The 23,603-nt window shown below is 44.9% G+C and carries 16 protein-coding genes and 1 pseudogene; 10 read left to right on the top strand and 7 right to left on the bottom strand.

The features are described 5' to 3' along the window. Positions 1–19: 19 nt before the first annotated feature. Both ACFOEE_RS06800 and ACFOEE_RS06795 read left to right on the top strand, forming a co-directional pair. Positions 20–109, top strand: a pseudogene (locus ACFOEE_RS06800) (transposase); the annotation flags it as partial. A 511-nt stretch (positions 110–620) separates the two neighbouring features. Further along, positions 621–1,541, top strand: a complete 921-nt coding sequence (locus ACFOEE_RS06795; RefSeq protein WP_377122389.1) for a toll/interleukin-1 receptor domain-containing protein — start codon at positions 621–623, stop codon at positions 1,539–1,541. A gap of 443 nt (positions 1,542–1,984) precedes the next feature. Here ACFOEE_RS06795 and bcp read toward each other — a convergent pair whose 3' ends face one another. After that, complete coding sequence (bcp, locus tag ACFOEE_RS06790) at positions 1,985–2,455, bottom strand: thioredoxin-dependent thiol peroxidase (RefSeq protein ID WP_377122386.1); 471 nt, start codon at positions 2,453–2,455, stop codon at positions 1,985–1,987. A 9-nt stretch (positions 2,456–2,464) separates the two neighbouring features. Beyond that, positions 2,465–2,998 (bottom strand): glycine cleavage system protein R, encoded by a 534-nt coding sequence (locus ACFOEE_RS06785; RefSeq protein ID WP_377122383.1) that lies wholly within the window; start codon positions 2,996–2,998, stop codon positions 2,465–2,467. Positions 2,999–3,393: 395 nt separating this feature from the next. Between ACFOEE_RS06785 and bamC the strand changes: the two genes are divergently transcribed. Both bamC and ACFOEE_RS06775 read left to right on the top strand, forming a co-directional pair. Beyond that, positions 3,394–4,452 (top strand): outer membrane protein assembly factor BamC, encoded by a 1,059-nt coding sequence (gene bamC, locus ACFOEE_RS06780; protein WP_377122380.1) that lies wholly within the window; start codon positions 3,394–3,396, stop codon positions 4,450–4,452. 85 nt (positions 4,453–4,537) lie between these two features. Beyond that, positions 4,538–5,905, top strand: coding sequence for a YjiH family protein (locus ACFOEE_RS06775; RefSeq protein ID WP_377122378.1), 1,368 nt, complete (start codon positions 4,538–4,540; stop codon positions 5,903–5,905). Positions 5,906–6,002: 97 nt separating this feature from the next. Here the strand turns inward: ACFOEE_RS06775 and ACFOEE_RS06770 are convergent, their stop codons facing one another. Next, positions 6,003–8,351: a DEAD/DEAH box helicase gene (locus tag ACFOEE_RS06770; protein ID WP_377122376.1), complete on the bottom strand. Its 2,349-nt coding sequence runs from the start codon at positions 8,349–8,351 to the stop codon at positions 6,003–6,005. 101 nt (positions 8,352–8,452) lie between these two features. Here ACFOEE_RS06770 and ACFOEE_RS06765 point away from each other — a divergent pair, with 101 nt between their 5' ends. Further along, positions 8,453–9,286, top strand: coding sequence for a M90 family metallopeptidase (locus ACFOEE_RS06765; protein WP_377122373.1), 834 nt, complete (start codon positions 8,453–8,455; stop codon positions 9,284–9,286). Positions 9,287–9,395: 109 nt separating this feature from the next. Continuing rightward, positions 9,396–12,575, top strand: a complete 3,180-nt coding sequence (locus ACFOEE_RS06760) for an amidohydrolase family protein (RefSeq protein ID WP_377122370.1) — start codon at positions 9,396–9,398, stop codon at positions 12,573–12,575. Positions 12,576–12,649: 74 nt separating this feature from the next. Here the strand turns inward: ACFOEE_RS06760 and ACFOEE_RS06755 are convergent, their stop codons facing one another. The 3 genes from ACFOEE_RS06755 to ACFOEE_RS06745 all read right to left on the bottom strand — a co-directional run bounded on the left by ACFOEE_RS06755 (position 12,650) and on the right by ACFOEE_RS06745 (position 14,967). Further along, positions 12,650–13,012: a hypothetical protein gene (locus ACFOEE_RS06755; protein WP_377122367.1), complete on the bottom strand. Its 363-nt coding sequence runs from the start codon at positions 13,010–13,012 to the stop codon at positions 12,650–12,652. A gap of 153 nt (positions 13,013–13,165) precedes the next feature. Beyond that, positions 13,166–13,930, bottom strand: coding sequence for a YdcF family protein (locus ACFOEE_RS06750; protein ID WP_377122364.1), 765 nt, complete (start codon positions 13,928–13,930; stop codon positions 13,166–13,168). A 149-nt stretch (positions 13,931–14,079) separates the two neighbouring features. Next, positions 14,080–14,967: a LysR substrate-binding domain-containing protein gene (locus ACFOEE_RS06745; protein WP_377122361.1), complete on the bottom strand. Its 888-nt coding sequence runs from the start codon at positions 14,965–14,967 to the stop codon at positions 14,080–14,082. Between the two features lie 290 nt (positions 14,968–15,257). On the opposite strand from ACFOEE_RS06745, the gene metE reads away from it, so the two are divergent. Further along, positions 15,258–17,543: a 5-methyltetrahydropteroyltriglutamate--homocysteine S-methyltransferase gene (gene metE, locus ACFOEE_RS06740; RefSeq protein ID WP_377122358.1), complete on the top strand. Its 2,286-nt coding sequence runs from the start codon at positions 15,258–15,260 to the stop codon at positions 17,541–17,543. Between the two features lie 96 nt (positions 17,544–17,639). Here the strand turns inward: metE and ACFOEE_RS06735 are convergent, their stop codons facing one another. Then, entirely contained in the window at positions 17,640–20,063 is a 2,424-nt protein-coding gene (locus ACFOEE_RS06735) for a bifunctional diguanylate cyclase/phosphodiesterase (protein ID WP_377122355.1), read from the bottom strand. A gap of 187 nt (positions 20,064–20,250) precedes the next feature. Here ACFOEE_RS06735 and pyrC point away from each other — a divergent pair, with 187 nt between their 5' ends. The 3 genes from pyrC (at position 20,251) to ACFOEE_RS06720 (ending at position 23,595) form a co-directional block, all read left to right on the top strand. Beyond that, entirely contained in the window at positions 20,251–21,291 is a 1,041-nt protein-coding gene (pyrC, locus tag ACFOEE_RS06730; protein WP_377122352.1) for a dihydroorotase, read from the top strand. Between the two features lie 169 nt (positions 21,292–21,460). Next, positions 21,461–21,766, top strand: coding sequence for an H-NS histone family protein (locus tag ACFOEE_RS06725; protein WP_377122349.1), 306 nt, complete (start codon positions 21,461–21,463; stop codon positions 21,764–21,766). Positions 21,767–21,852: 86 nt separating this feature from the next. Then, the gene (locus tag ACFOEE_RS06720; RefSeq protein WP_377122931.1) at positions 21,853–23,595 is read left to right on the top strand and encodes a DEAD/DEAH box helicase; all 1,743 of its coding nucleotides are present in this window, start codon (positions 21,853–21,855) and stop codon (positions 23,593–23,595) included. Positions 23,596–23,603: the final 8 nt, after the last annotated feature.

Raw genomic sequence — 23,603 nt, 5'->3', positions numbered from 1 at the left:
GCTCGCTGAGCTACTAGGGTTTATTCGACTGTATTTATTAGATGTCGCGTCAAAAGGCTTGATGCGAATACGGCACTATGGCTTTTTAGCCAACGCGAGCGACAAGCGAACACAGCGTATTACGCGGTCAATTGAACAAGAGGTTCAACCCACATCCCAAAGAGAAGCCCAACCACCGCCTTTACCGAGTGGGACCTGTCAGGTCTGTGGGTATGGACGACGGAGTCTAAAATTGCTGTTCACAGCTCAAAGACAAAACCAAGACGACTCACAGGCTACTACACGGCTGAGTTCACAGCGCAAAGGACTGCCTAACTTTAATGCGTTAACCTAATGAAAAAATTGGGAGGGGATGTGCTGCGCGGCTTAAAAAAGGTTGCTTAAACTCCCTGAATTGGCTGTAATGAAATCATAAAAAACGACTGAGCGATGCTAGGAAGCGCAAAGTAAGGTAACGGATTGAGCAAACCAGCCATTTACCCTCTTAGGCTTAAAAAGCAAATTCCCATAGCATAAACTACACCAAGCTACGTGCAGGTAGCGCCTCAGTTCAACAAGGGATTACGTGACACAAACAACGTGTCCCATAAATACTAAGATGTTAGGGCAGAGAAGAGAATATGGCTAAAGTTTATATTTCATACAATAATCGAGATAGCGCGATTGCCAGTAAAATAAGCGAATCTCTCAAAGATGCCGGCCATGAAATTCTAATAGACGTAGATACGCTTCTGCCCGGCCAAGACATATCCTCAACCCTTTTTGATGCTTTAAGACAGTCAGATTTTATGATTGTTATTATCAGCGAAAATTCTGTTGATTCAAAATGGGTACAAAACGAAATAGGAGCTGCTCTTTCCTATTCGGCCGAGAGAAAGAATTTCGGGTTATTCCCCCTAGTTGTGGGGTCGCCACAAATACCTGATTCAATAAGGCACAAGTTGTACATTCAGGTAACGCCTGAAGAAGTCGATTTGGCTGCCACCAGAGTTTTAGATGCGATTAATAAATTTCAAGGGCGGCGCGCAGCGATTAAGGAAAGAGGCGAAGAAAAGAAAAAGAATACAGATGATTATATTATGAACGAAATATCAAAATTAGAAAAAAAACAAGTCGGTGCTAAACGAATTTACTATCTATGGAACGTTATAGGTTTTTTCACGTTAGTAATTTCGACCATATTTTTACTATCAAAACTGTCAGATACAGCTATTGATATAAGCTCATCACACGCTGTTGCTGTTATCATAAAATCTATTTTGGTAGTTTCATTCCTGATTGCGATGTCTCGCTATTCGTTTCTTATGGGAAAGATTGCGCTCGATGAGTCTATAACCCTAGGTGAGCGAATCCATGCCATCTCATTTGGTAAGGTATTCATTCAGATGTTTAGTGATGATTTTACCAAAGAAGAAATGTATAAGGTTTTTGAAAACTGGAATACAACGCCAAGTAAAGGCGCTGATAACTATAAAGCTGAAGACTATGATCCCAACTTAATAAAGGTAATCACAGAGCTTGTCAAAGTTATCAAAAAATAGCCCTAACACATATGAGCCTTCTCAGAGTCAATAGGTAATATCATTCTTTTGGCCGCGTTAGCGGTCAGTTTATTGCCCATTAGCAAGATAGACTGCTTCATCTGTTATCATGGTTGCCAAGTGATGGCTTGCAACAAACACATATCGGGGCTCTCTTATCTCACTCTCAATGAGCGCCTGCTGATCTCAGTATCCTTACTGAAAGCAGGGGCACCAGACATTCATTGGTTAACCTATTGCTTGCACTATTCAAGGTGTCGGGCTTAAAGCCAGTTAATTTAAGGGGGGATTACCTTACTTTAAATCGCTGCTCTCTTTTATACCGCTTATGGCACTAGCAAGAGCCAACACTGGGATTGTCAGGCTTTAATGCCTCGACTGGCTAGAGAGTGTAAATATTGCGTGAGGAATTGAAGTGGCCCATTTATGAGCCACTTTAAAGCTTAAGAATGACTATTTAGATAGTCTAAAACCACTTCATGGTGGTCTTTGGTCTTAAACTTGTCGAAAACGTGTTCAATGTTGCCATTTTCATCAATCAGGAAAGATGTACGGACAACCCCCATGCTTTCACGACCCATAAACTTCTTAAGTTGCCAAACGCCATAGGCTTCGCAAATAGCGTGGTCTTCATCAGCGAGTAGGGTAAAGTTCAGGGCTTGTTTATCGATGAAATTAGTTAGCTTTTTTGGTGTGTCAGGGCTGATACCTAAGATCACCACGTTTAGTGCATCAAGCTCAGCTTTTGTGTCTCTTAACGCGCAAGCCTGAACAGTACAGCCTGGGGTAGAAGCTTTCGGATAAAAGTAAACGAGTACTTTTTTACCTTTTAAGTCTGCGAGTGAAACAGATTCATCGTTTTGGTTTTGCAGTGTAAATTGCGGTGCTTGGTCGCCAGCTTGTAAGCGGTTCATAATATATCCTTAGCGAATGCGTCTGAAAATATAATCTACGTTCAGGGTGCGAGAAAGATCTTCGAATTTAATTTTAAATTCATCGCTGTCCACTTCAACTGGGATATTCACTTCCAGTTCACAGCGCATCATCAGCTCGCCATCTTGATCATAAGTATCTGACTTCAAAGAGCTAATACTAATATTTTGCTCGGCAAAAAAGCCCGTGACTTTGCTGAGTGTGCCTGGTGTATCAATACCATGGTACTCCAACGTATAGCCAGCACTGTATTCACCTTGTTGGTGTTTGGACGTGCGCTTCATCATGGTCAAGAGGCCTAGTTCCATGCTTTTGACCGGCAGCAAATGTTCAACACGGCAGATAGCCGCCATGTCACCTGCCAGTAGCATAATAAAAGTGAACTCGTTACCTAAGATAGCGATACGGCTATCAATAATATTGCAGTGACAGTCACTGACGAGTTTTGTGAGTTCACTGACGATCCCGGAACGATCTTCGCCAATTGCAGTCAATACCAGTTGCTGATTTGCAAAAGTTGCCATGAAAAATACCTAATTTTTAGTCGCAGCTTAGTTCTTTATTGCTAGTTTCACACGCTTACGCGTAACAAGCGTCCGAGCTTAACATATCTGGTTTTTGCTCCGCTACGACCACACCAGAAAAACTTCGTTAAATCCGAGCCTAGGTCATGGCATGACTCACAATTCAGCGCCAATTGCGTGCCTTTGCTTGTGTTTACTGGCGGCTAAAAGTAACATAAGGCGCAATTTTGCCAATTCTAAAGCTAAGCTTGCAGTCGCAACTATCGGCATTTACGGTGAAAATCCGTAAAACGAGGTGAACTGCAGCAATAATTTGCGACAACAACTGAACCATTTTGGCATTACCCACTCATATATGTGGTAAATAATAAAGGGTTTGCTAAGGAGAATTTTTAGTGCAGTACTGGATCAAATCATCATTGGCTGTAGGTGTGCTGTTATCATTGTCTGGCTGTAGTATTTTTATCAATGATGCCCATCATCCCCGAAATTATCGCGCAAACCAGCCTGTCCAGGTACCCGCCTCATTGCAAGCACCTAGTCAGGACCCTGACTTTAAGATGGATGTAGCGCAATATCAGGCAGCTGAAGAACCAATTGGTTATCGCCCACCACAGCAAGTGCTAACGGTTGCACAAGGCACTTGGATAGAAGAAGGCGACAAAGTACCTAGGGTGTTTTTTGACAAAAATGACGGCATTACGGATTTATCAGCTAGCATTTGGCAAGCCGTCAACGGCGCTTTGCAAACACTTGGTACACAAGTAAGTACCAAAGATGAAGCAAAACGTGAAGTCGTCAGTGGTTGGGTGGCATTGATAAAGCCTGCGGATGGCTGGTTTTGGGAAGACCTTAAAGCGCCCTCAGAGCAAAAGTTTAAATTTACTTTGGTGCAGCAAGAGCATCAACGTACCGCATCTTTAATTGCTGAGTTGGTAGATTACCGTAGCGATGATGTGCCACTTACTGACTTGCTTAAGCAACAATTAGAAGTCCGTGCGCTCAATGCTGTGGTTGCTGAATACGATTACGAATATCGTTTATTACAGTCAAATGTGCGCCGTACAGAAGGGCAACTGGCGTTCAATGTGGGCTTTGATAAAGCGGGGAATGCTGCTATTGTCGCCTCAGTGCCGTTTGAACGCGTATTTGACCGTTTATCAACTGTGCTAGAAGAATTGAGTTTCTCGGTTGATAAAATTAATGTCGATGAAGCAACCATGAATGTTCGCTACGACAAGCCAACTGATTCCGTGTGGGACTCAATTTGGGGCGATGACACACCAGCTTTACCAATTGAAAGTGGTGAGTACCAGCTTAGCATTGCGGCTAATCAAGATGGCAGCAGTGTGATCACCTGGCGCGATGGAAAAGGCCAGTTATTGGATACAGCTACTGTACAGGCGTTGCAGCAAGGTTTGCTCGCAGCCGTGCAGCAAAAGGACGTAAACTAAAAAAATACAACAAAATAGACAACAAGTCTGAGGTTAGAAAAGAGCGCAAGCTCTTTTCTGCGTTTTATATATCTGGAAGTTTTTTATGGCAACAAGTCAAGTCACGTCTGATTTCTGGCGTACGCTGATTGCGTTCACAGTACCGTCACTGATAGGTGTATTTTTGTTTATGACACCGGTTCCTGTTGGTGAAGTGGTGACCATTCCCATCGCAGTGATGGCGAAAAAAGTGCAAGAGTTGGTCGCTCCGTTTATCCATCCTCTTATTGTCGCGATTATCTGTATTACTGGGGTAATGAGCGTTCTGGTCAGTTTAGTGAAGCCTAAGGTGCTTAGTAATATTCATATTATCCAGCATCTGTTTAAAGTAAGCCCAATTTGGCTTATCACTCGCTTACTCGGTATGGCCTTTATTCTAATGACTTATTTTAAAGTCGGGCCAGTCGCTATTCACTCCGACAATACTGGTAAATTGGTCATGCATGATTTGCTGCCAGTGTTGTTTTCGGTATTTATTTTGGCGGGTTTATTGCTGCCATTATTATTGAATTTTGGTCTGTTAGAGTTAGTGGGTACTTTGTTTACCAAAGTGATGCGTCCGCTGTTTGGCGTACCCGGTCGCTCTGCGGTTAACTGCGTAGCTTCATGGCTTGGCGACGGTAGCGTCGGTATTCTGATGACTGCGCGCCAATACGAAGAAAAACATTATACTGAGCGTGAAGCGGCGATCATTGGTACCACTTTTTCTGCGGTTTCGATCACTTTCTGTTTGGTGGTGATAGGCCAAGTTAAACTTGAGTATCTGTTTGCGCCGTTTTATTTAACGGTCTGCGCAGCAGGGTTTATTGCCGCGATTATAGTGCCACGTTTACCGCCACTGCGATTTAAAAAGCATTGTTATATCGACGGTACGCCGGGTGATGATAATGCTGAAGCCGTGCCTGAAGGTAAAACTTTGTTTAGGCATGCATTGGATGTGGCGTTAACCAAAGCCCGTAATGCCCCCGGTATTGGCGGAACGTTAAAAGAAGGTACGCATAACGCTTTAGATATGGTGTTTGCGGTATTACCAGTGGTTATGGCGGTGGGTACTACAGCGCTTATCATTGCTGAATATACGCCGGTGTTTCAAATTTTAGGCAAGCCGTTTATTCCATTTTTAGAGCTATTACAGGTGCCGGAAGCGCAAAAAGCGGCGGAAACTATCGTGGTAGGCTTTGCCGATATGTTTATCCCTTCAATCCTCGCGGCGAGCAGTATTGAAAGTGATGTGACGCGTTTTATTGTCGCGGCAATGAGCGTAACGCAATTGATTTATATGTCGGAAGTCGGTGCATTGTTATTAGGCAGCAAAATCCCAGTTAATCTGTGGGAGCTGTTTTTAATCTTTATCCTGCGCACCTTAGTGACGCTACCTGTGATTGTTTTGATGGCACATTGGTTAGTTGCATAAGTTCAGGCGCTTAAACCGAGTTAACCGAGCAAGTTAAGCCCCACTTAAGTGGGGCTTAACTTTTCTCAAGTATTAACCTGTCACTTAAAGTCAAAAATTATCTAATTGCCACGACTTTACTGGCCTTTTGAAAACTAATGCTAAAGCCTTGCCATGCAGGCAGTTCCCAACGTTTAGGCGCATCTTTACGCAGTCCTGCTTGATATTCGACCACAATACGTTTGGCGGCAAACTGGTAATGCACTATCAGGTTTTGCTCAGGTAAAGAAAGGGTGCGGGGGTGCTTGTCGCAAAATGCTTTGAGCAGCCAAGGTTCCACTTCACTAAAGGCCAAATCCTCAGCGTTTATCAAGTCGAGATCGGCTACACTTTCAATACCAAGCATGGTCAAACGGGTGCATAAGAATTCGTGAAGTGTTGGGATTGGTGGTGGCGTTTTGCTACCCGGCGCTTGGCAGGAACTTGCTTGGTAGTAAAGTACATGGTCGGCGAGAGAGGCTTGCACTGCAGGTGCAACTTCAGGTAATAACTGACCGCTTGCAATTAAACTGGCGATACCAGACACTAAATCCTCTGGTGGTGCGATTCGACTAAAGCGCTTCAATACCACATCAGCGTAGCGCTGCTCACAGTGCTGTATTAATTGCTCGTCTAGCAGCTCATACTCAATAGCGAAAGTGTCGCCAATGTTGAGCTGGGCAAGCTGCTTCAAACTGATTGGTGCGCAAAGCGTAGCAAGAGTGGTGGCTTGTTTGGCGCCGTTTCCAGCTAAGGCAAAGGTGTCTAATACCAGCATAGCTTCACTCGACGCTGTTAGCCGTGATTGTTTGCTTGGCATCACTTCACTTTGACCATTGCCAAATGCACCGCGACGATTTTGCCGCTTCACATACAACCAGCTTGGTCGAGCGGTGGCAATAGCTTGAACAAGTGCCACGCGGTCATATCGCGCAGCCTTTGCCAATTCAGGCAGTTGAAACGCATCGCGCAGCATAGCACTAAATTGCCGAGCTTCGCTGAGTGCTTCTGAGTCGGTTTCCAGCATCGGCAGTTGACCGCGCACCAAAGCGATGACCAGCTCAAGGTCGCACGCATTGGGGAGGTGTTGATTGAGTAGCTCTAGTGTCGCCACATCATTAGGCAGTTGATAAACACTGGCAGGTACGGCAATAACGGCGACTGCATCTATCATAGCTTGGCGCAACGTGTTGTTGGGCATCGTAGCAACTAGATGGGCAAGTTCAATATCTATGGGGAGCGGGTATAAGCTTTTACCGTGCGGCGTTGCACGATATTGCGCATCAATGGCGCCAATTTGCTGCAAGGTATCCAATGCCAAGGCTGCAGCGCGCTCAGGCAAATTATCTAGCAATGATAGGGTATTGATATCGGCATCTAAACAAGCTGCCGCAAGCATAAACTCAGTTAAGGACTCTCGTTGTATTTCCGGCGGGGTTGTGGCGATTAACGGCGCATATTGGCCGTATAAACGAATACATAGTCCATGTTGCGTGCGCCCAGCGCGGCCAAGGCGTTGCTGCGCTGAATCGCGAGCGATGGCATCAAGGCCAAGTACGGTTTTCCCCAAGCGCAGGTGAGTGCGGCGCTCAAGCCCTGAATCTATTACGCAACTGATATTTGGGATAGTTAACGAGGTTTCGGCGACGTTAGTGGCTAAAATCACGCGTCTTTGCTGATTGGCATGGAGTGCGGCATGTTGCTCGGTTTTGCTACAACCACTGTAGAGCTTAATAACTTGGCAAGCGAGCGATTGCAGCGCGCTGGCACATTGTTGAATTTCAGCTTTGCCGGGCAAAAATACCAGAACATCGCCTTGGGTATCAGCTAAGGCCTGCGCGCAGGCTGCCTTGACTCGCTCAGTAAGGCGCTGTTTGTCTGGCATGGCGCGTAGATCTGCAGCTTGAAAACGCTCCTCTACCGGATACATCTTGCCGTCGGAATGCAGCAATTGGGCATCAAGATAGTGCGCCAAACGCTCACCTTGTAAGGTGGCTGAGGTCAAAATCAAACGATGTTGCTTGGCTTGTTTAAGTACTGCCAATAACAAATCCATATCCCAACGCCGCTCATGAAATTCGTCAAGCATAATGACGTTAAAGTCGTGCAATTGGTTTTCAAAATACCAACGCAGCGCGACACCTGGCGTTACAAATACCACCTGAGTTTGCTCACTGAGATGTTGTTCAAAGCGGATGGCGTAACCAATTTCAACGCCAAGCGGTTGGCCAGATTGTGCCGCAACATACTCAGCCAGCGCAGTGCATGCAATTCGGCGCGGTTCAATGACTAGCACTTTACCTAATTCTCTTGCCCACAAAGGTAAACGGGTCGATTTGCCAGAGCCGGTGGCGGCAGATACCACCACATGCTGAGTGCGCAGTGCCGCTAAAAAGGGCACCTGAATGCTGTCTATCGGTAAGGTCATTCGCAACCAAGGAAAATAAATATTTGCCGCATTTTAGCAAAACTGACTTGAAAAGGGGGCGCCTTGGAGTCATTTATTCGCAAGGACAGCAAGGAAAAATTATGGTCAATTTAGTATTAATCGGCTTGTTAGTGGTATTTTGTATCGGCTATTGGCGCTTTGTTGATATTCAGCGTTGGTGGTGGCAGCGACAATACGCCACGCAAGTTTTATCCGCGCAAGATAAGCAATTACTGCTGCAGTACATGCCTATTTATCGCAATTTATCAGCCCATGAGCGAGCGCAACTAGAGCGCCATATAGTGTGGTTTTTAGGTGAAAAACGGGTGCTTGGGCGCGATGGGCTAAAGGTAAACCGAGCTATGGCGGTGATAGTGGCGGCAGATGCCTGCTTATTGGTATTGCAACAAGCTTGGCCGCTATATCCTAATGTGAAAGAAGTGTTGCTCTATCCAAGTAGCTATTATGCTTCCCAAACGAGTACTGATGCCGCAGGGCTAGTGAACTATCACACCGCTATTCGCCAAGGGGAATCTTGGCCGGGTGGCACTTTAGTGCTGAGCTGGCATGATGTGCTGGAGGGTAATCGGCTCCCAGGCGATGGTCATAACTTAGTATTTCATGAGTTTGCTCATCAGCTTGATCAGCAAACCGGTAGCACCAATGGCACGCCAGCCTTACCAAAAGAGATCAGTTACCAGCAATGGGGTGAAGTGCTAACCCGAGCATATCAGCGTCTTAAAACCCAATTAGCCTACCAAATGCCCCATACCATTCATTCCTATGGCGCTACGAATGAGGCCGAATTCTTTGCCGTGGTCACCGAGACCTTTATCGAAAAGCCTTCGCAGTTGCGAAGAGAAGAACCCGAGTTATTTAATTTGTTAGTGCAATATTTTCGCTTTGACCCCAGCCATTGGCATCCGAGCTATTAACGTATTGCTTGGATTAAACGCAAAAAACCGCAGTTAGTCACATTTTACTTTTGCACTAAGCTTAACTTTGTTGTGATGGGGCAAATAACTAAAAATGGAATACTCTGCGATGAAAAATAGGCTTAAAACTACGCTGGCGCTGTCCATAGCGCTGGCATTCCAGACCTCGGCAATAGCAGCCGATGATAAAGCAAAATGGCAGGTCGATGCGCCACAAGGCAATTTTTTTGATGCCAAAATTGCAGTAAATCAAGGCACTTGGATGAACGTAGATATCAGTCCAGACGGCAAAACCATAGTGTTTGATTTACTCGGTGATATTTACAGTATGCCAGCTACAGGTGGCAAAGCGATGCAGCTGACTTCAGATATCGCATGGCAGATGCAGCCGCGTTTTAGCCCAGATGGTCAATATATTGCTTTTACCTCAGATCAAGGCGGTGGTGACAATATCTGGGTAATGAAAGCCGATGGTAGTGAGCAACAAGCGGTCAGCAACGAGACTTTCCGTTTACTGAATAGCCCAGCTTGGAGCCCAGATGGTAATTTTATCGTCGCGCGTAAGCATTACACTGGCACGCGCTCGCTCGGTGCTGGTGAAGTATGGATGTATCATAAATCAGGTGGCGATGGTGTGCAGCTGACCAAGCGCCCTAACGACCAAAAAGATTTAGGCGAGCCAGCATTTTCTCCTGATGGCCGCTACGTGTACTTTTCACAGGACGATACGCCCGGCAAAACGTTCCACTATTCTAAAGATTCTGTTGCTGGGATTTATAAGATTAAGCGTTTAGACCGCGAAACGGGTGAGATTGAAACCATATTACAAGGCACTGGTGGTGCTATTCGCCCAACGCCATCACCGGATGGGAAATCGCTTGCGTATATCAAACGGGATGACTTCCAATCAACACTGTATTTATACGACTTAGCATCAGGAAAAGAAACCAAACTGTATGATCAGCTTGACCGCGATATGCAGGAAACTTGGGCCATTCATGGTGTTTACCCAACCATGGCATGGACACGTGACAATAAAGCTATGGTGTTTTGGGCTGGGGGCAAAATTCATCGCCTTGACGTAGCCAGTGGTAAAAGCAGTGTGATTGAATTTAGTGTTGAAACCACGAAGAAAATGCAAAAAGCAGTGCGTTTTGCTCAGAATATCGACCAAGCAGAGTTTGACGTTAAAATGCTGCGCAATGTGCAGATTTCTCCAGACGGCAAAACCGCAGTATTTGATGCTTTAGGTCATATTTACAAGCGCGACTTAACGAGCGGCAAAGTAAAACGTTTAACCGCGCAAACTGACCATTTTGAATTTTTCCCACAATTTTCTCGCGATGGCAAAAAGCTCGTATACGTTACATGGGATGACCAAGCACAGGGCAGCGTGCGCACCATTTCGGTTAATGGCGGTAAAAGTAAAACCTTAACGGATGAACCGGGTAAATATGTCGAGCCAACATTTAGTCCTGATGGCGAAACTGTGGTTTATCGCAAAACCTCTGGCTCTTCTTTACTCGCCAAAGAATGGTCGCTGAATACTGGGATTTACCGCGTTGCGAGCAAAGGTGGCAAACCGGAACTTATTACTAACTCAGGTTTTCAACCACAGTTTGCCGCCGATAACAATCGTATTTATGTCATGGATGCAGCGCCCAAGCCGCAGCTAAAGGCGATTGAGCTAGATAGCAAAAAGTCACGGGTGCTGTACCAGTCAAAGCACGCCACTGAGTTTAGAGTTGCACCAAATGGCCAATATATGGCGTTTGCAGAGCGCTTTAAGGTCTATGTTACGCCGCTGGTGGAAAGTGGCTCAACCATTGATATTGGCCCAAAAGATAAGCAAATTCCGGTACGCGAATTGTCCGTACGTGCAGGTGAAAACCTCAGTTGGAACGCCACAAGCGACAAGCTTTACTGGACGCTTGGCCCAGAACTATATCATGCCAGCTTAGCGGGTATGTTTGACATCACCACAGATAAAAAGGCTGAATTTAGCGTTGCCAATGGTAGCAATATTAGCTTTACGCAACCAACTGATGCACCTCAGGGCATGGTCGCCTTAGTGGGTGCCAAAGTGATCACGATGCAAGGTGAGCAGGTGATTGAGCAAGGTGTGGTTTTAACTGACGGTAAGCATATTAAAGCGGTAGGTAAAGTCGGTGAAGTCGCTATTCCTAAAGCTGCTAAAGTGATTGATGTGAGTGGCAAAACCATTATGCCAGGGATTGTTGATGTGCACGCCCACGGCGCACAAGGGACCGCAGAAATTATTCCCGAGCAAAACTGGAAAAATCTTGCGGGTCTTGCGCTTGGCGTGACCACTATCCATGATCCATCCAACGATACCTCAGAAGTATTTACCGCCAGTGAAATGCAAAAGGCTGGCAGTATTGTTGGACCGCGTATTTTCTCGACCGGTACCATATTGTACGGTGCCAATATGCCGGGTTATACCTCGCATATTGATTCACTTGATGACGCTAAATTCCATTTGGAGCGTTTGCAAAAAGTCGGTGCTTTTAGTGTTAAATCCTACAATCAGCCACGCCGTGATCAACGTCAGCAAGTGATTGAAGCAGGTCGTGAGTTGGGGGTGATGGTGGTGCCTGAAGGTGGTTCATTATTACAGCACAACTTGACCATGGTTGTTGATGGCCATACTGGCATTGAGCATTCCATTCCACCTGCACAGATTTATGATGATATCCGTCAATTATGGTCGCAAAGTGATGTAGGCTATACGCCAACTTTAGGCGTCGCCTATGGTGGCATTTGGGGTGAAAATTACTGGTACGATAAAACTGATGTCTGGAATCATCCATTACTCAGTAAATATGTGCCGAAGAATCAATTGCTGCCGCGTTCGATGCGTCGCACTAAAGCGCCAGAACATCACTACAATCACGTTAACAATGCGCGTATTGCCGCTGAGCTACAAGATTTGGGCGTACTGGTTAATTTAGGTGCTCATGGTCAACGTGAAGGCTTAGCCGCGCATTGGGAGATTTGGATGTTTGCCCAAGGTGGCATGACACCACATGAAGCTTTGCGTGCAGCAACGCTCGATGGGGCAACCTATATTGGTTTAGATAAGCATATCGGCTCATTAGAGGCGGGTAAATTGGCTGATCTTATCGTTATTGATGGCGATCCCCTGAACAATATCCGCGATACGGACAAAGTGCACTACACTATGCTAAATGGTCGTTTGTATGATGCGGCGACAATGAACGAAGTGGATGGAAAAGCGCGCGAGAAGCTGTATTTTGAAGAAAAATAGTCATTTTACGGGCTAATTGAGGCCCGTATTAAAGCCAATAAAAAAGCCGCGCTATGCGGCTTTTTCACTCAAGCTTAAACTACGCCGCGTGGCAGACGACAGTCGTGATCTTTCGAAGCTAAGATGATTATCCATAAATCTTCAGCTTTATCACCTTCCTCATTCGCTTTCACGATTGTAAAAGGTGCTTTTTTCGCAGGCTTGCTAGCGACTGGTTTTGTTGTTTTAGTTTTCTTCTGTGGCGCAGCTGCTGGTTGAGAAGAAACACCTGAAGTAAGCTCGTCAGTCATTGCTGTTATTTCAGCTAAACGAACGTTCTTGCCGCCATCGATGCTATACCAGCCAGATTTCACTTCAATCTCTGGCTTTTTACCATGTTTAGCTTCATAAGCCGCCTCAAAAGCGCTCAATACTTCAGTTTTATCTAGTTTACTCATTGCTAGTTCCTAGTCTTCTGTACGCGAATTCGCGGGATTAAGAATAAACCTCAGTTATACCGAGTTTTACGCCATTTTTCAATTTTTTGCGCAATATGGTAAGAATAGCAAAGATTTTCGCTGATATAATCGGCATTATGGCTGATTTTCCGCTTACATCGCTTCAGGGTCTATCAGCCTGACCAAGCTTAACCAAGTTAGGCCAACCCACTCATGGACATGCGCTGTGACTATTCTAAGTGCGTCCGCATTGGCTATCCACATTCGGCTGCTATGCCAACTTTCAAAATTAGCAAAGTCGGTGGGCGCTGGAATTACCTCTATCCCTTGTGCGTTAAAAAGTGATTTTGCACGGTGCATATGCGACCCGCTGGTCACCAGTGCAACTTTAAAGTCGACTAAATGTGGTGCCAAAAAGCGTGCTTCATCAGCGGTATCCAAAGCCATGGGGTTTTGCTTGATACGGCTACGAGCAATACCAAGACTCATCGCGGTTTGGGTCATTAACGCGCTGTTGGTCGCTTTACCTATTCCAGCACCTGAGACAAATAGCTCAGCATTTGGATACAGGTTTGCTAATCGCACCCCTTCAACTAAACGGGTGATGGCACAGTTGCCAAGTTGGCTATTGGCGGGCAAAGCGGGATTCGGCCGCACGTCACAACCGAGCACCACGATTTTTTGCACCACTGGATGTTTGCTGGCGTTAAAGGCGGGAAATTGTGCTTCTAATGGCGCGACGAGGATACTTGCCATCCAAGGTGTACTGATAAGCCACAAGCACAGTACAGAAATAAAACTAACACTCCATGGCAATTTCTTTTGCTTTACACAAAACAGTAAAGCGATAAAAAGTGTAACAAGCAATACTGGCAAAGGCATCAGCAAACTGCCGATGATTTTTTTCATTTCGAACATGGTAACAACTCACTTCCTTTTTAGTGTATATACCCGCCTTACTGGTGTTTGCCTGCTGCTACAAGTAATGTGGGTATCGTTGGCCAGTTAACATAAGAAGCGTTAACTGGCGCATACTAAGGCGATGTTGAGTCTAACCTGAATCTCACTTAGCGGCTATTAGTTTGCTTACAAGTGGTTAGGAAGTGGCGATAAACTGGGTTGTCGCGCATATTCTTTTTCATTGCTAAATACATCGGACGGTTTAAACCTAGCGCACCGAGTGGAATTGATTTAATTAAACCTTGGCTTTCATATGGCGTCACGAGCCAATCCGGTAAAGCCGCAACTCCCATACCCGCACTCACTAATTGGAATATTAATAAGCCTTGCTCAACCGTTTTTAAGGTGCCGTCAAAGCGGGCATTTTGAATAAAATGTTTAAAAATATCCTGCCGTTCACGCGGAATAGGGTAGGAGATAATGGTTTCATCTTTAAGGTCTAATGCCGTGACGTAGGCCTTTTTTGCCAGTTCATGATCCGGTGCAACGATAAGCTTAAGTTTAAAGTCGAAGATATGCGCATATTCTAGCAAATCTGGCTCACGAATATCTGAGGTCAGCACCAAGTCAAGTTCATCGTTTAATAGTTCAGGAATAGCGTCATAACTAAAACCGCGTTCATAGTCGATTTTAATGTCTGGCCAGAAGTTGTTGAACTCTTTGATGGTCGGCAATAACCAGTGGAAACACGCGTGACACTCAACACTTAAACGCAGCTGCGAAATAGGTTGATTGAGACTTTCTTTCAAACGGCACTTAGTTGCTTCAATTTTTGGCAATATTTCATTCGCCAGTTCCAATAACAGCATACCTTGTGGCGTAAAGCGCACTGGTTGGGTTTTACGCTCGAACAACTGGCAATCGAGTTTGTTCTCTAAATCTTTGATTTGATGAGATAAAGCTGATTGCGTTAAGTACAATTCTCGAGCGGTATTGACCAAAGAACCAGTTTCTTTTAACACGGAGATAGTTTTGAGGTGCTTAATGTCAATCATCTTTAGTAAATCTCATAAAAATAGTGAGTCAAACTCAGGTTGAACACAGTTTACGCGGTACAAATCGCCATTTCAATGTCTAGACGTCCAAATTAAATGTGAATTTTTACGCTGTTTTCACAAAACCACTATAACACCAAACATGACAGCGTTGTCATTATTTATTTTAAAATATTTTGCTTTTTTTCAATGTAAATTTGTTCAAGTTGCTTCTGAGAAAGCATCAATTGTAGTGAAGCGGTGAAAAAGTTAAGGTTTTGGACGTCTAAACATCTAAAAGGAGTAATTTAATGGCAACAGTACATAACTTAGGCTTTCCACGTATAGGTAAACGTCGGGAGTTAAAATTCGCTATCGAGGCCTATTGGGCTGGTGAGATTGATAAGCAAGAGTTGCAAGCGCGTGGCAAAGCTATCCGTGCAGAAAATTGGGCACTACAAGCACAAGCAGGAGTTGAATTATTACCAATTGGAGATTTTGCTTGGTACGACCATGTGCTGAATACCTCTTTATTATTAAATGCCGTGCCAACCCGTCATCAAGACCAAGCCGGTGAAGTCAACTTAGATACTTTATTCCGCATTGGCCGTGGTCGCGCACCAACGGGCTGTACTTGTGCTGCCAGCGAAATGACCAAATGGTTTAACACCAACTATCACTATATTGTTCCTGAACTCACCGCTGAGCAAACTTTCAGTTTAGGTTGGCAAGAACTATTTAGCCAAGTTGAGGAAGCGCAAGCGTTGGGGTATCAAGTAAAACCTGTGTTACTTGGCCCAGTCACTTATCTGTATTTGGCGAAGTGTGTTGGTGGAGAGTTTGATAAGCTCACCTTACTTGAACGTATCTTGCCAGTGTATCAGCAAGTCTTAGCGAAATTAGCAGCGCAAGGTGTGGAGTGGGTGCAAATTGACGAGCCGATTTTAGCGCTAGAATTAGATAGTGCGTATCGCACAGCGTTAAAAACAAGCTTTGCGCAACTGACAGCACAGGGCGTTAAGTTGCTGTTAGCCAGTTACTTTGATGGCGTACATGCGCATTTGCATGATATCGCTGCTTACCCTGTGCAAGGTGTACATTTTGATTGTGTTGCCGCTGAATATGACTTTACGGTGCTCTCAGAGCTGATATCAAGTGAACAAGTGTTGTCTTTAGGTGTGGTGAATGGTCGCAACATCTGGCGGGCAGATTTAAGTAAACTATTTACTGCGCTTCAGCCAATTGCCGCAGTGCGGGGCGATTTACTTTGGCTGGCGCCATCTTGTTCATTATTACATTGCCCAGTTGATCTCAGCCAAGAAACTCAGCTAGATGAAGAACTGAAATCTTGGCTGGCATTTGCAGTGCAAAAGGGGGCCGAACTGAGCTTATTAAAAGCTGCGCTCGAAGGTGGTGACGTTGCGCCATTACGAGCCTATTCTTCGCCTGTACAGGCACGGCAAACTTCTAAGCGCGTCAATAATTTGAGTGTGCAAGCGCGTGTTGCAGCACTGACCGCTGCTGACGGTCAGCGACAGAGTCCTTTTGCGCTGCGTATCGCCAAGCAAGCCGCAGCACTCAATTTGCCGCTTTTACCCACCACAACCATAGGTTCATTTCCGCAAACAAAGGCAATTCGTCAAGCGCGGCGCGATTTTAAAGTCGGGAAAATAACCGCGGCGGATTACCAAGCACAGATGGAAGCGGAGATCCGCTACGCGGTAGAAGAACAAGAAGCGCTCGATTTAGACGTGCTAGTCCATGGTGAGGCTGAGCGTAACGATATGGTGGAATACTTTGGTGAGCTGTTAAACGGCTTTGCCTTTAGCCAATTTGGTTGGGTACAGAGTTATGGTTCGCGCTGTGTAAAACCACCGATTATTTGGGGCGATGTGTCACGTGAGCAGGCGATGACCGTCGCTTGGAGCCGTTATGCGCAGTCATTAACCAATAAAAAAATGAAAGGCATGCTGACCGGCCCTGTAACTATACTGTTTTGGTCGTTTATCCGTGACGATTTGGATAAGCCAACCATAGCCAAACAAATTGCCTTAGCCCTGCGCGACGAAGTGGTTGAATTGCAAGAGGCGGGTATTGAGATTATTCAAATCGATGAGCCGGCATTTCGTGAAGGTATGCCGCTCAAGGCTTCTCAGTGGCAAAGCTATTTGGAGTGGGCTGCCTATGCGTTTCGGGTGTCGGCCAGTGGTGTTAAAGATGAAACCCAAATTCACACCCATATGTGTTATTCGGAGTTTAACGATATTATCGCCGCCATTGCGGACATGGATGCCGACGTGATCACCATAGAAACTTCGCGCTCCAATATGGATTTACTCAATGCCTTTGAAGACTTTGCCTACCCAAATGATATTGGCCCAGGCGTGTATGATATCCATACGCCAAATGTGCCGGATGTGGCTTGGATCAAAGCTTTGATCCACAAAGCCGCGGAAAAAGTGCCAGTAGAGCGGCTATGGGTAAACCCAGATTGTGGTCTGAAAACTCGCGCATGGCCGGAAACGCGCGAAGCACTGCGCAATATGGTCATTGCAACTAAAGAATTGCGCGAGGAACTAGGGCGTGTTGACCGTTGAAGTATGGTTTTTTCAAATCAAAGGGTTTTAATGCGTGAAATGAGAAATGCCGCGTAAGGTCTTTGTAAGGTGCTCTGGTGCGTTCCAGAGCACTTGCTATACCATCAGATCTTCATGCTGATAATCGTGATAAAAGCGATAAGCGTCGTCTTTGGCGAGCGGTTTTGACACCAGATAGCCTTGACCATATTGACAGCCTTTGCGTTTTAATAGCGCCCATTGTTTGGGGTTTTCAATGCCTTCGGCAACCACATCCAGCTCCAATGAACGAGCGAGCGATAAAATCGCATCCACCAAGGGGTTTGAGCGATTAGTCAGTTGATCAACAAAGCTTTTGTCTATCTTTAAGACGTGAATGGGCAATTGATGCAAATAGCCTAAGGCTGAATAGCCAGTACCAAAGTCATCCAAATATAGGCGCACACCTAAAGGCTCTAGCCCTTTGATGATCTTAGTTGCCAAGTTAAGGTTTTCAATGAGTCCTGATTCGGTGATCTCTAAGCTCAGCGCACCTGCGGTTAAATCGTAGTCGTCATAGAGCTGGTGAATGTATTTCACAAAATCTAGGCTGGCAAAATGCCGCGAGGAAACATTGACCGTGATCCGCGTGCGCATGCCTTGGCAGTGCCATGCGTAGAGTTGCTTGGCGGCTAAGCGTAGCAAATGTAAGTCGAGTTCCATGATCTGCCCAGTTTGTTCGGCAACCGGAATAAACTCGCTCGGCGGAACTAAGCCATTACTTGGATGATGCCAGCGCACGAGTGCTTCAAAGCTCACCACTTTTGGGTCATTAAGGCTGAAAATCGGCTGGTAGTAGAGCTCAAATTCCTGATTCTTAATACCATGTTGTAAGTCATTTTCAATATCGGCTTGGCGTTTAAGCTTTTTGCGCATCGCGTTATTAAAATAGCGAATTTGTCCACGCCCGCTGCTTTTGGCTTCGTACATGGCAGCATCGGCTTGTTGCAATAATTCCAGTGCTTTATCGTGCTCAGATTCGGTAAATGCCACGCCAATACTGGTCGACGCTTGCAAGGTGTGGCTGTCAATTTGGATGGGTTTAGATAACGCCAAAATAATGCGTTCGATTGCAATCGCAACCTGCTGTTTACTTTGCACATTTTCCATAAAAATAGCGAACTCATCGCCACCAAGGCGCGCAAAGGTATCAGTTTTACGAATACAGGTTTTAATGAGGCCGCAAATGGCAATTAAAAATCTATCACCTACATCATGGCCAAGTGAGTCGTTAATGCTTTTGAATCGGTCAAAATCAAGATACAGCAGGGCATGTAGCTGACTGTTAGCTTGGCGATGTAAACACAATATCGCGTGCTTCATGTGTTCAATTAATAGGTAGCGGTTAGCTAGGCCGGTTAACTCATCATGTAGTGCTCGATGCTCTAAAGCCTTACGTGATAACTGGCGGTCAATTGCCATTGCAACCTGACGGCTGATGTAAGTCAGAATGCTTTGATGATGGCTATTGTAGCTAAACTCATCGTGATAGCTTTGTGTCACTATCACGCCTTTAACATTATCATTAACCTGAAACGGCACCCCAAGCCAAGACTTTGGCGCGCGACCAACTAAAGTAAAGTGGCCACTGCGAATATGTTCAGCAAAAGAATTCTCATCACACAGCAAAGATTGACCGCTGGTCAGCAAATAATAAGACGCGGTATCTTTGAGTTGATCTTTTGAGACTTTGTGGTGGGCATCACATTTGATCCCAGCTTCAATTAAAAAGTCGATTTCTAAGGTATCTTGTGTAGTGTCGTAAAGCCCAATAAAAAAGTTATCGGCAGGCAAAAAAGCACAAATGATCTGGTATAGCTCATCATAGAATTGTTCAACTTGCTTTGAACCATAAGTGATATTGGCGATTTTTAGCAGCGATTGTTCGAGCTTTTGTGCTTCGTTTAATTGCGTAACGGTTGCAGTTAAATGCGCTAATGTTCTGAGTTGATAGATCTTAGCACTGAGTAGATGCGCTACCGTGGAGAGGATCTGCACGTGTGACTCAGTAAAATAGTCACGCTCAGGATGCTCACAGTCAATCACGCCAAGGGTTTTATTTTCGTAGACCAAAGGCACGCAGAGCTCAGAGAGTGCAGGGCGGGAGTCTGCAACATAACGCGCTTCTTGTGACACATCACCGCTAACAAACGCTTGTTGACTACGGGCAACATAGCCTGAAATACCTTCAGTAATGGGAATTTGGCTAACACCGATTTGATAGGGGTCTCGTTCGGCAAGAGCGGCCGCATCGTCTAATGCCACGTTACTTTCTTGATTATAACCCACGCCCATAGCGGCGACTTCTTGCAGCATAGTACCGCTGTGATCGGTTAAATAGATAACGCAATCAACAAAACCCAGTTTACTCACCACTTCGCGAGTAACGTAGTTAAACAATTCATCGAGCTTAGTGATATGCAATAAGCTTAGCGAGAATTGATTGATAATGGCTAGCTGTTCCGTTTTCGATTCTAGTTTTATTTTTTTTTGTGAAAACATGACAACGCTCTGAAAAGGTCGTAAGAGTAAATTAACTTAACTATCACCATTTTGACAAACATTCTTCATGTTAGGTAAGCAAAATCACGCATTAACGCGTTAATTTGCCGCTGAAATACGTTCCATCGCCTTTACTCTTGTCTTGCAAGTGCCTATGATCACGCAAATTCACCGTTGGAAAAAGGCAATGACGAACAAATCTCTACTGACCATAACCAGACCTGATGATTGGCATATTCACCTACGTGATGGCGTGCAATTAAAAGATACGGTGCGTGATGCTAGCCGTTATATGGGCCGCGCTATCATTATGCCAAACTTGGTTCCTCCTGCAACTTGTACCGAAACCGCTATGGCGTACCGTGAGCGTATCTTGGCGGCAAGACCTGAAGGTAGCCAGTTTGAACCGTTAATGGTACTTTACCTCACCAATAACACCACCCCAGAAGAGATTAAAAAAGCCAAAGCGACGGGTCATATTGTTGCTGCAAAGCTTTATCCAGCGGGCGCGACCACAAATTCTGATTCCGGCGTCACGGATATTGAAAATATCTATCCAGTCCTTGCAGCCATGCAAGAAGTTGGCATGTTGCTTTTAGTGCACGGTGAAGTGACGGACTCAAGTATTGATATCTTTGACCGTGAAAAAGTCTTTTTAGAGACCAAGCTGGCGAAAATTGTTGCTAAGTTCCCAGACCTTAAAGTGGTACTTGAGCATATCACTACGCAAGATGCGGTTGAATTTGTTAAAGCCGCTTCTGACAATGTTGCGGCAACTATTACGGCGCACCATTTGCTTTATAACCGTAACCACATGCTTGCAGGTGGCATTCGCCCACATTTCTATTGTTTGCCTATCCTTAAACGCAATATCCACCAACAAGCCTTAATTGCAGCTGCAACCAGTGGCAGCAAAAAATTCTTCTTAGGTACAGATTCTGCACCACATGCAAAAGATAAAAAAGAAGCTGCGTGTGGTTGTGCGGGCTCTTATACTGCTCACGCGGCGATAGAATTATACGCTGAAGCATTTGAAGAAGCGGGCGCCTTAGATAAATTAGAGGCATTTGCGAGCTTTAATGGCCCAGATTTTTACAATTTACCGCGTAATACCGATACTATTACGTTAACTAAAGCAGAATGGCAAGTACCAGACAGTTATCCACTTGGTGATGGTACAGTGGTGCCAATAAAAGCTGGGGATAAAATGACTTGGCAAGTTGGCTAAGAATAACTCATTAAGTGCACCAAAAGGTGCACTTTTTGTTTATATAAAAAATATTTCAATATTAAATTGAGTTAATACATTGCGATCTTAGGGTTTTATTATTATATTTAATAGGCACTTTTAAATACCTGAATCAGGTCCTTTGAATATTAACAAAAGAGAGACAGCAATGCGTGAAATTAAGTCGTTCATTAAATCAGCGAGCTTTAGCGATTTGAACAAGGCGCTTGAATTGATTAGCGAGGCAATTGAATCACAAAGAGCACAAGAGCAAGCCAGAGAGGAAGTAATGGCAATGCTAAAAGCAAAAGGACTGACAGTAGAAGATTTAATGGGTGGTGCTCAGCCAGATAAGCGTTCAAAAGTTGAACCAAAATATCGTATCGAAAAAGATGGCAAAGTATATGAGTGGACTGGCCGTGGTAAAACGCCAAAAGCGTTCCAAGGTGTAACTCTTGAAGATCACTTGATCTAATCTTTATTTAGCATTAAAAGCTAGCATCAAAAAACGCATGATTAGGGTATACTTATTCATGCGTTTTGTTTTTAAATTAGAGACTAATTATTTACAATTTACGACCCTACCAGCAAGATGCGGTAAGCAATACTCTCGCTCATTTTCGCCGTAGTGACGATTCCGCTGTCATTGTGTTACCTACCGGTGCCGGTAAAAGTTTAGTCATCGCAGAATTAGCTCGCCTTGCTAAACACAAACTATTGGTGCTTGCCCACGTTAAAGAATTAGTCGAGCAAAACTGGCAGAAGTACGCAAGCTTTGGGCTTGAAGCAAGTATTTATTCAGCAGGTCTAGGCCAAAAATCTCTTGCCAACCAGGTTACATTTGCCAGTATTCAATCAATTGCTAAGAATTTATCTGCGTTAGATAGCTACTATTCACTAGTCATAATTGATGAATGTCATCGCCTCAGTGACGATGATAATAGCCAGTATCTGCAAGTTATTAATCAACTTAAAAGCATTAATCCACAACTCAAAATCTTGGGTTTAACGGCCACACCATATCGACTTGGAATAGGTTGGATCTATTATCAGCACTACCGTGGATTTGTCCGTGGTGACATAAATTCGCCATTTAAGAAATGTATATTTGAGTTACCGCTCAGTTACATGATCAAGCACGGTTATTTAACAGTTCCACGAGAATTGAAACCCGCTGTTGAGCATTATGATTTTTCTGCCTTAATGGCAGACCCATATGGTCGCATCAGTGAAAAAGACTTAAATACCTTATTACATAAACAACAAAGGGTTACCAAAACCATAGTAGAAGATATTAGGGCTTTAAGTGCAATGCGTAGCGGTGTAATGATCTTTGCCTCGACAATTAAACATGCAGAAGAAATTACGAGCTATTTACAGACCGAAAGTGTTGCTTTGGTAACCGGTAAAACCGCAAAACAAGAGCGCGATGAAATTATCCGTCAGTTTAAAGCAAAACAAATTAAATATTTGGTCAATGTTTCTGTGTTAACCACAGGTTTTGATGCGCCACATGTAGACGTTATTGCAATATTACGTCCTACTGAGTCGATTAGTTTATATCAACAAATTGTGGGGCGAGGCCTACGATTAGCGCCGCACAAAACGGATTGCCTAGTCATTGACTATGCCGACAATGGTTTTGATCTATTTCGCCCAGAAGTAGGCAGCAAACGCCCAGCGCCAGATACTGAGCCGGTGCAGGTGGTGTGCCCAGGCTGTGGCTTTGCTAACACTTTTTGGGGCCGCACTGATAGTCAAGGTAAAGTAATAGAGCACTTTGGTCGTCGTTGCCAAGGTCTGCTTGTGGACGAAGATGAACAGCAACAATGTGATTATCGTTTCCGGTTTAAAACCTGTGGCCAGTGCGGTGCTGAAAATGACATTGCAGCCAGAGTTTGCCAAAGTTGTGATATGGTGTTGGTTGACCCTGACGACAAGCTCCGCGATGCGCTGAATTTAAAGCATGCCTTAGTGATCCGCTGCGCGGGATTATCGATAACGGCCAAAGGGCAGGTCTTGACTATTACCTATCATGATGAAGAAGGTGTCGAGTTAAAAGAGCGCATTGATTTTGCTAATAGTCAGCGTAAAGCGCAGTTTATGGCAGAGTATCTGAAACGCTTTCAGGACTTGCATCCAGAAGCTGAGCTTAACAGTGTTGCAGCGGTGCTGGCTGCGGCGGGGCAGTTACGCGCCCCTGACTTCGTGATTGCAAAGAAACACGCAAAGTTTGGTTGGCAAATAACCGACAAACTTTTTGATTATCAGGGACGGTACAGAAAAGCAAACCAGTTGGGTTAACCAACTTG

Source organism: Pseudoalteromonas fenneropenaei (assembly GCF_042643375.1).
Lineage (GTDB): Bacteria > Pseudomonadota > Gammaproteobacteria > Enterobacterales > Alteromonadaceae > Pseudoalteromonas > Pseudoalteromonas fenneropenaei.
The sequence above is the reverse complement of the archived record's forward strand: the minus strand, read 5'-3'. Positions and strand labels throughout refer to the sequence as shown.

Bases quoted from the DNA above. Each gene is read 5' to 3' on its own strand.
- ACFOEE_RS06785 (WP_377122383.1), bottom strand. From the start codon at position 2,998: ATGGCAACTTTTGCAAATCAGCAACTGGTATTGACTGCAATTGGCGAA.
- ACFOEE_RS06755 (WP_377122367.1), bottom strand. From the start codon at position 13,012: ATGAGTAAACTAGATAAAACTGAAGTATTGAGCGCTTTTGAGGCGGCT.
- bcp (WP_377122386.1), bottom strand. From the start codon at position 2,455: ATGAACCGCTTACAAGCTGGCGACCAAGCACCGCAATTTACACTGCAA.
- ACFOEE_RS06725 (WP_377122349.1), top strand. From the start codon at position 21,461: ATGCGTGAAATTAAGTCGTTCATTAAATCAGCGAGCTTTAGCGATTTG.
- ACFOEE_RS06750 (WP_377122364.1), bottom strand. From the start codon at position 13,930: ATGTTCGAAATGAAAAAAATCATCGGCAGTTTGCTGATGCCTTTGCCA.
- ACFOEE_RS06765 (WP_377122373.1), top strand. From the start codon at position 8,453: ATGGTCAATTTAGTATTAATCGGCTTGTTAGTGGTATTTTGTATCGGC.
- ACFOEE_RS06770 (WP_377122376.1), bottom strand. From the start codon at position 8,351: ATGACCTTACCGATAGACAGCATTCAGGTGCCCTTTTTAGCGGCACTG.
- ACFOEE_RS06745 (WP_377122361.1), bottom strand. From the start codon at position 14,967: ATGATTGACATTAAGCACCTCAAAACTATCTCCGTGTTAAAAGAAACT.
- ACFOEE_RS06760 (WP_377122370.1), top strand. From the start codon at position 9,396: ATGAAAAATAGGCTTAAAACTACGCTGGCGCTGTCCATAGCGCTGGCA.
- ACFOEE_RS06795 (WP_377122389.1), top strand. From the start codon at position 621: ATGGCTAAAGTTTATATTTCATACAATAATCGAGATAGCGCGATTGCC.
- pyrC (WP_377122352.1), top strand. From the start codon at position 20,251: ATGACGAACAAATCTCTACTGACCATAACCAGACCTGATGATTGGCAT.
- metE (WP_377122358.1), top strand. From the start codon at position 15,258: ATGGCAACAGTACATAACTTAGGCTTTCCACGTATAGGTAAACGTCGG.
- ACFOEE_RS06775 (WP_377122378.1), top strand. From the start codon at position 4,538: ATGGCAACAAGTCAAGTCACGTCTGATTTCTGGCGTACGCTGATTGCG.
- ACFOEE_RS06735 (WP_377122355.1), bottom strand. From the start codon at position 20,063: ATGTTTTCACAAAAAAAAATAAAACTAGAATCGAAAACGGAACAGCTA.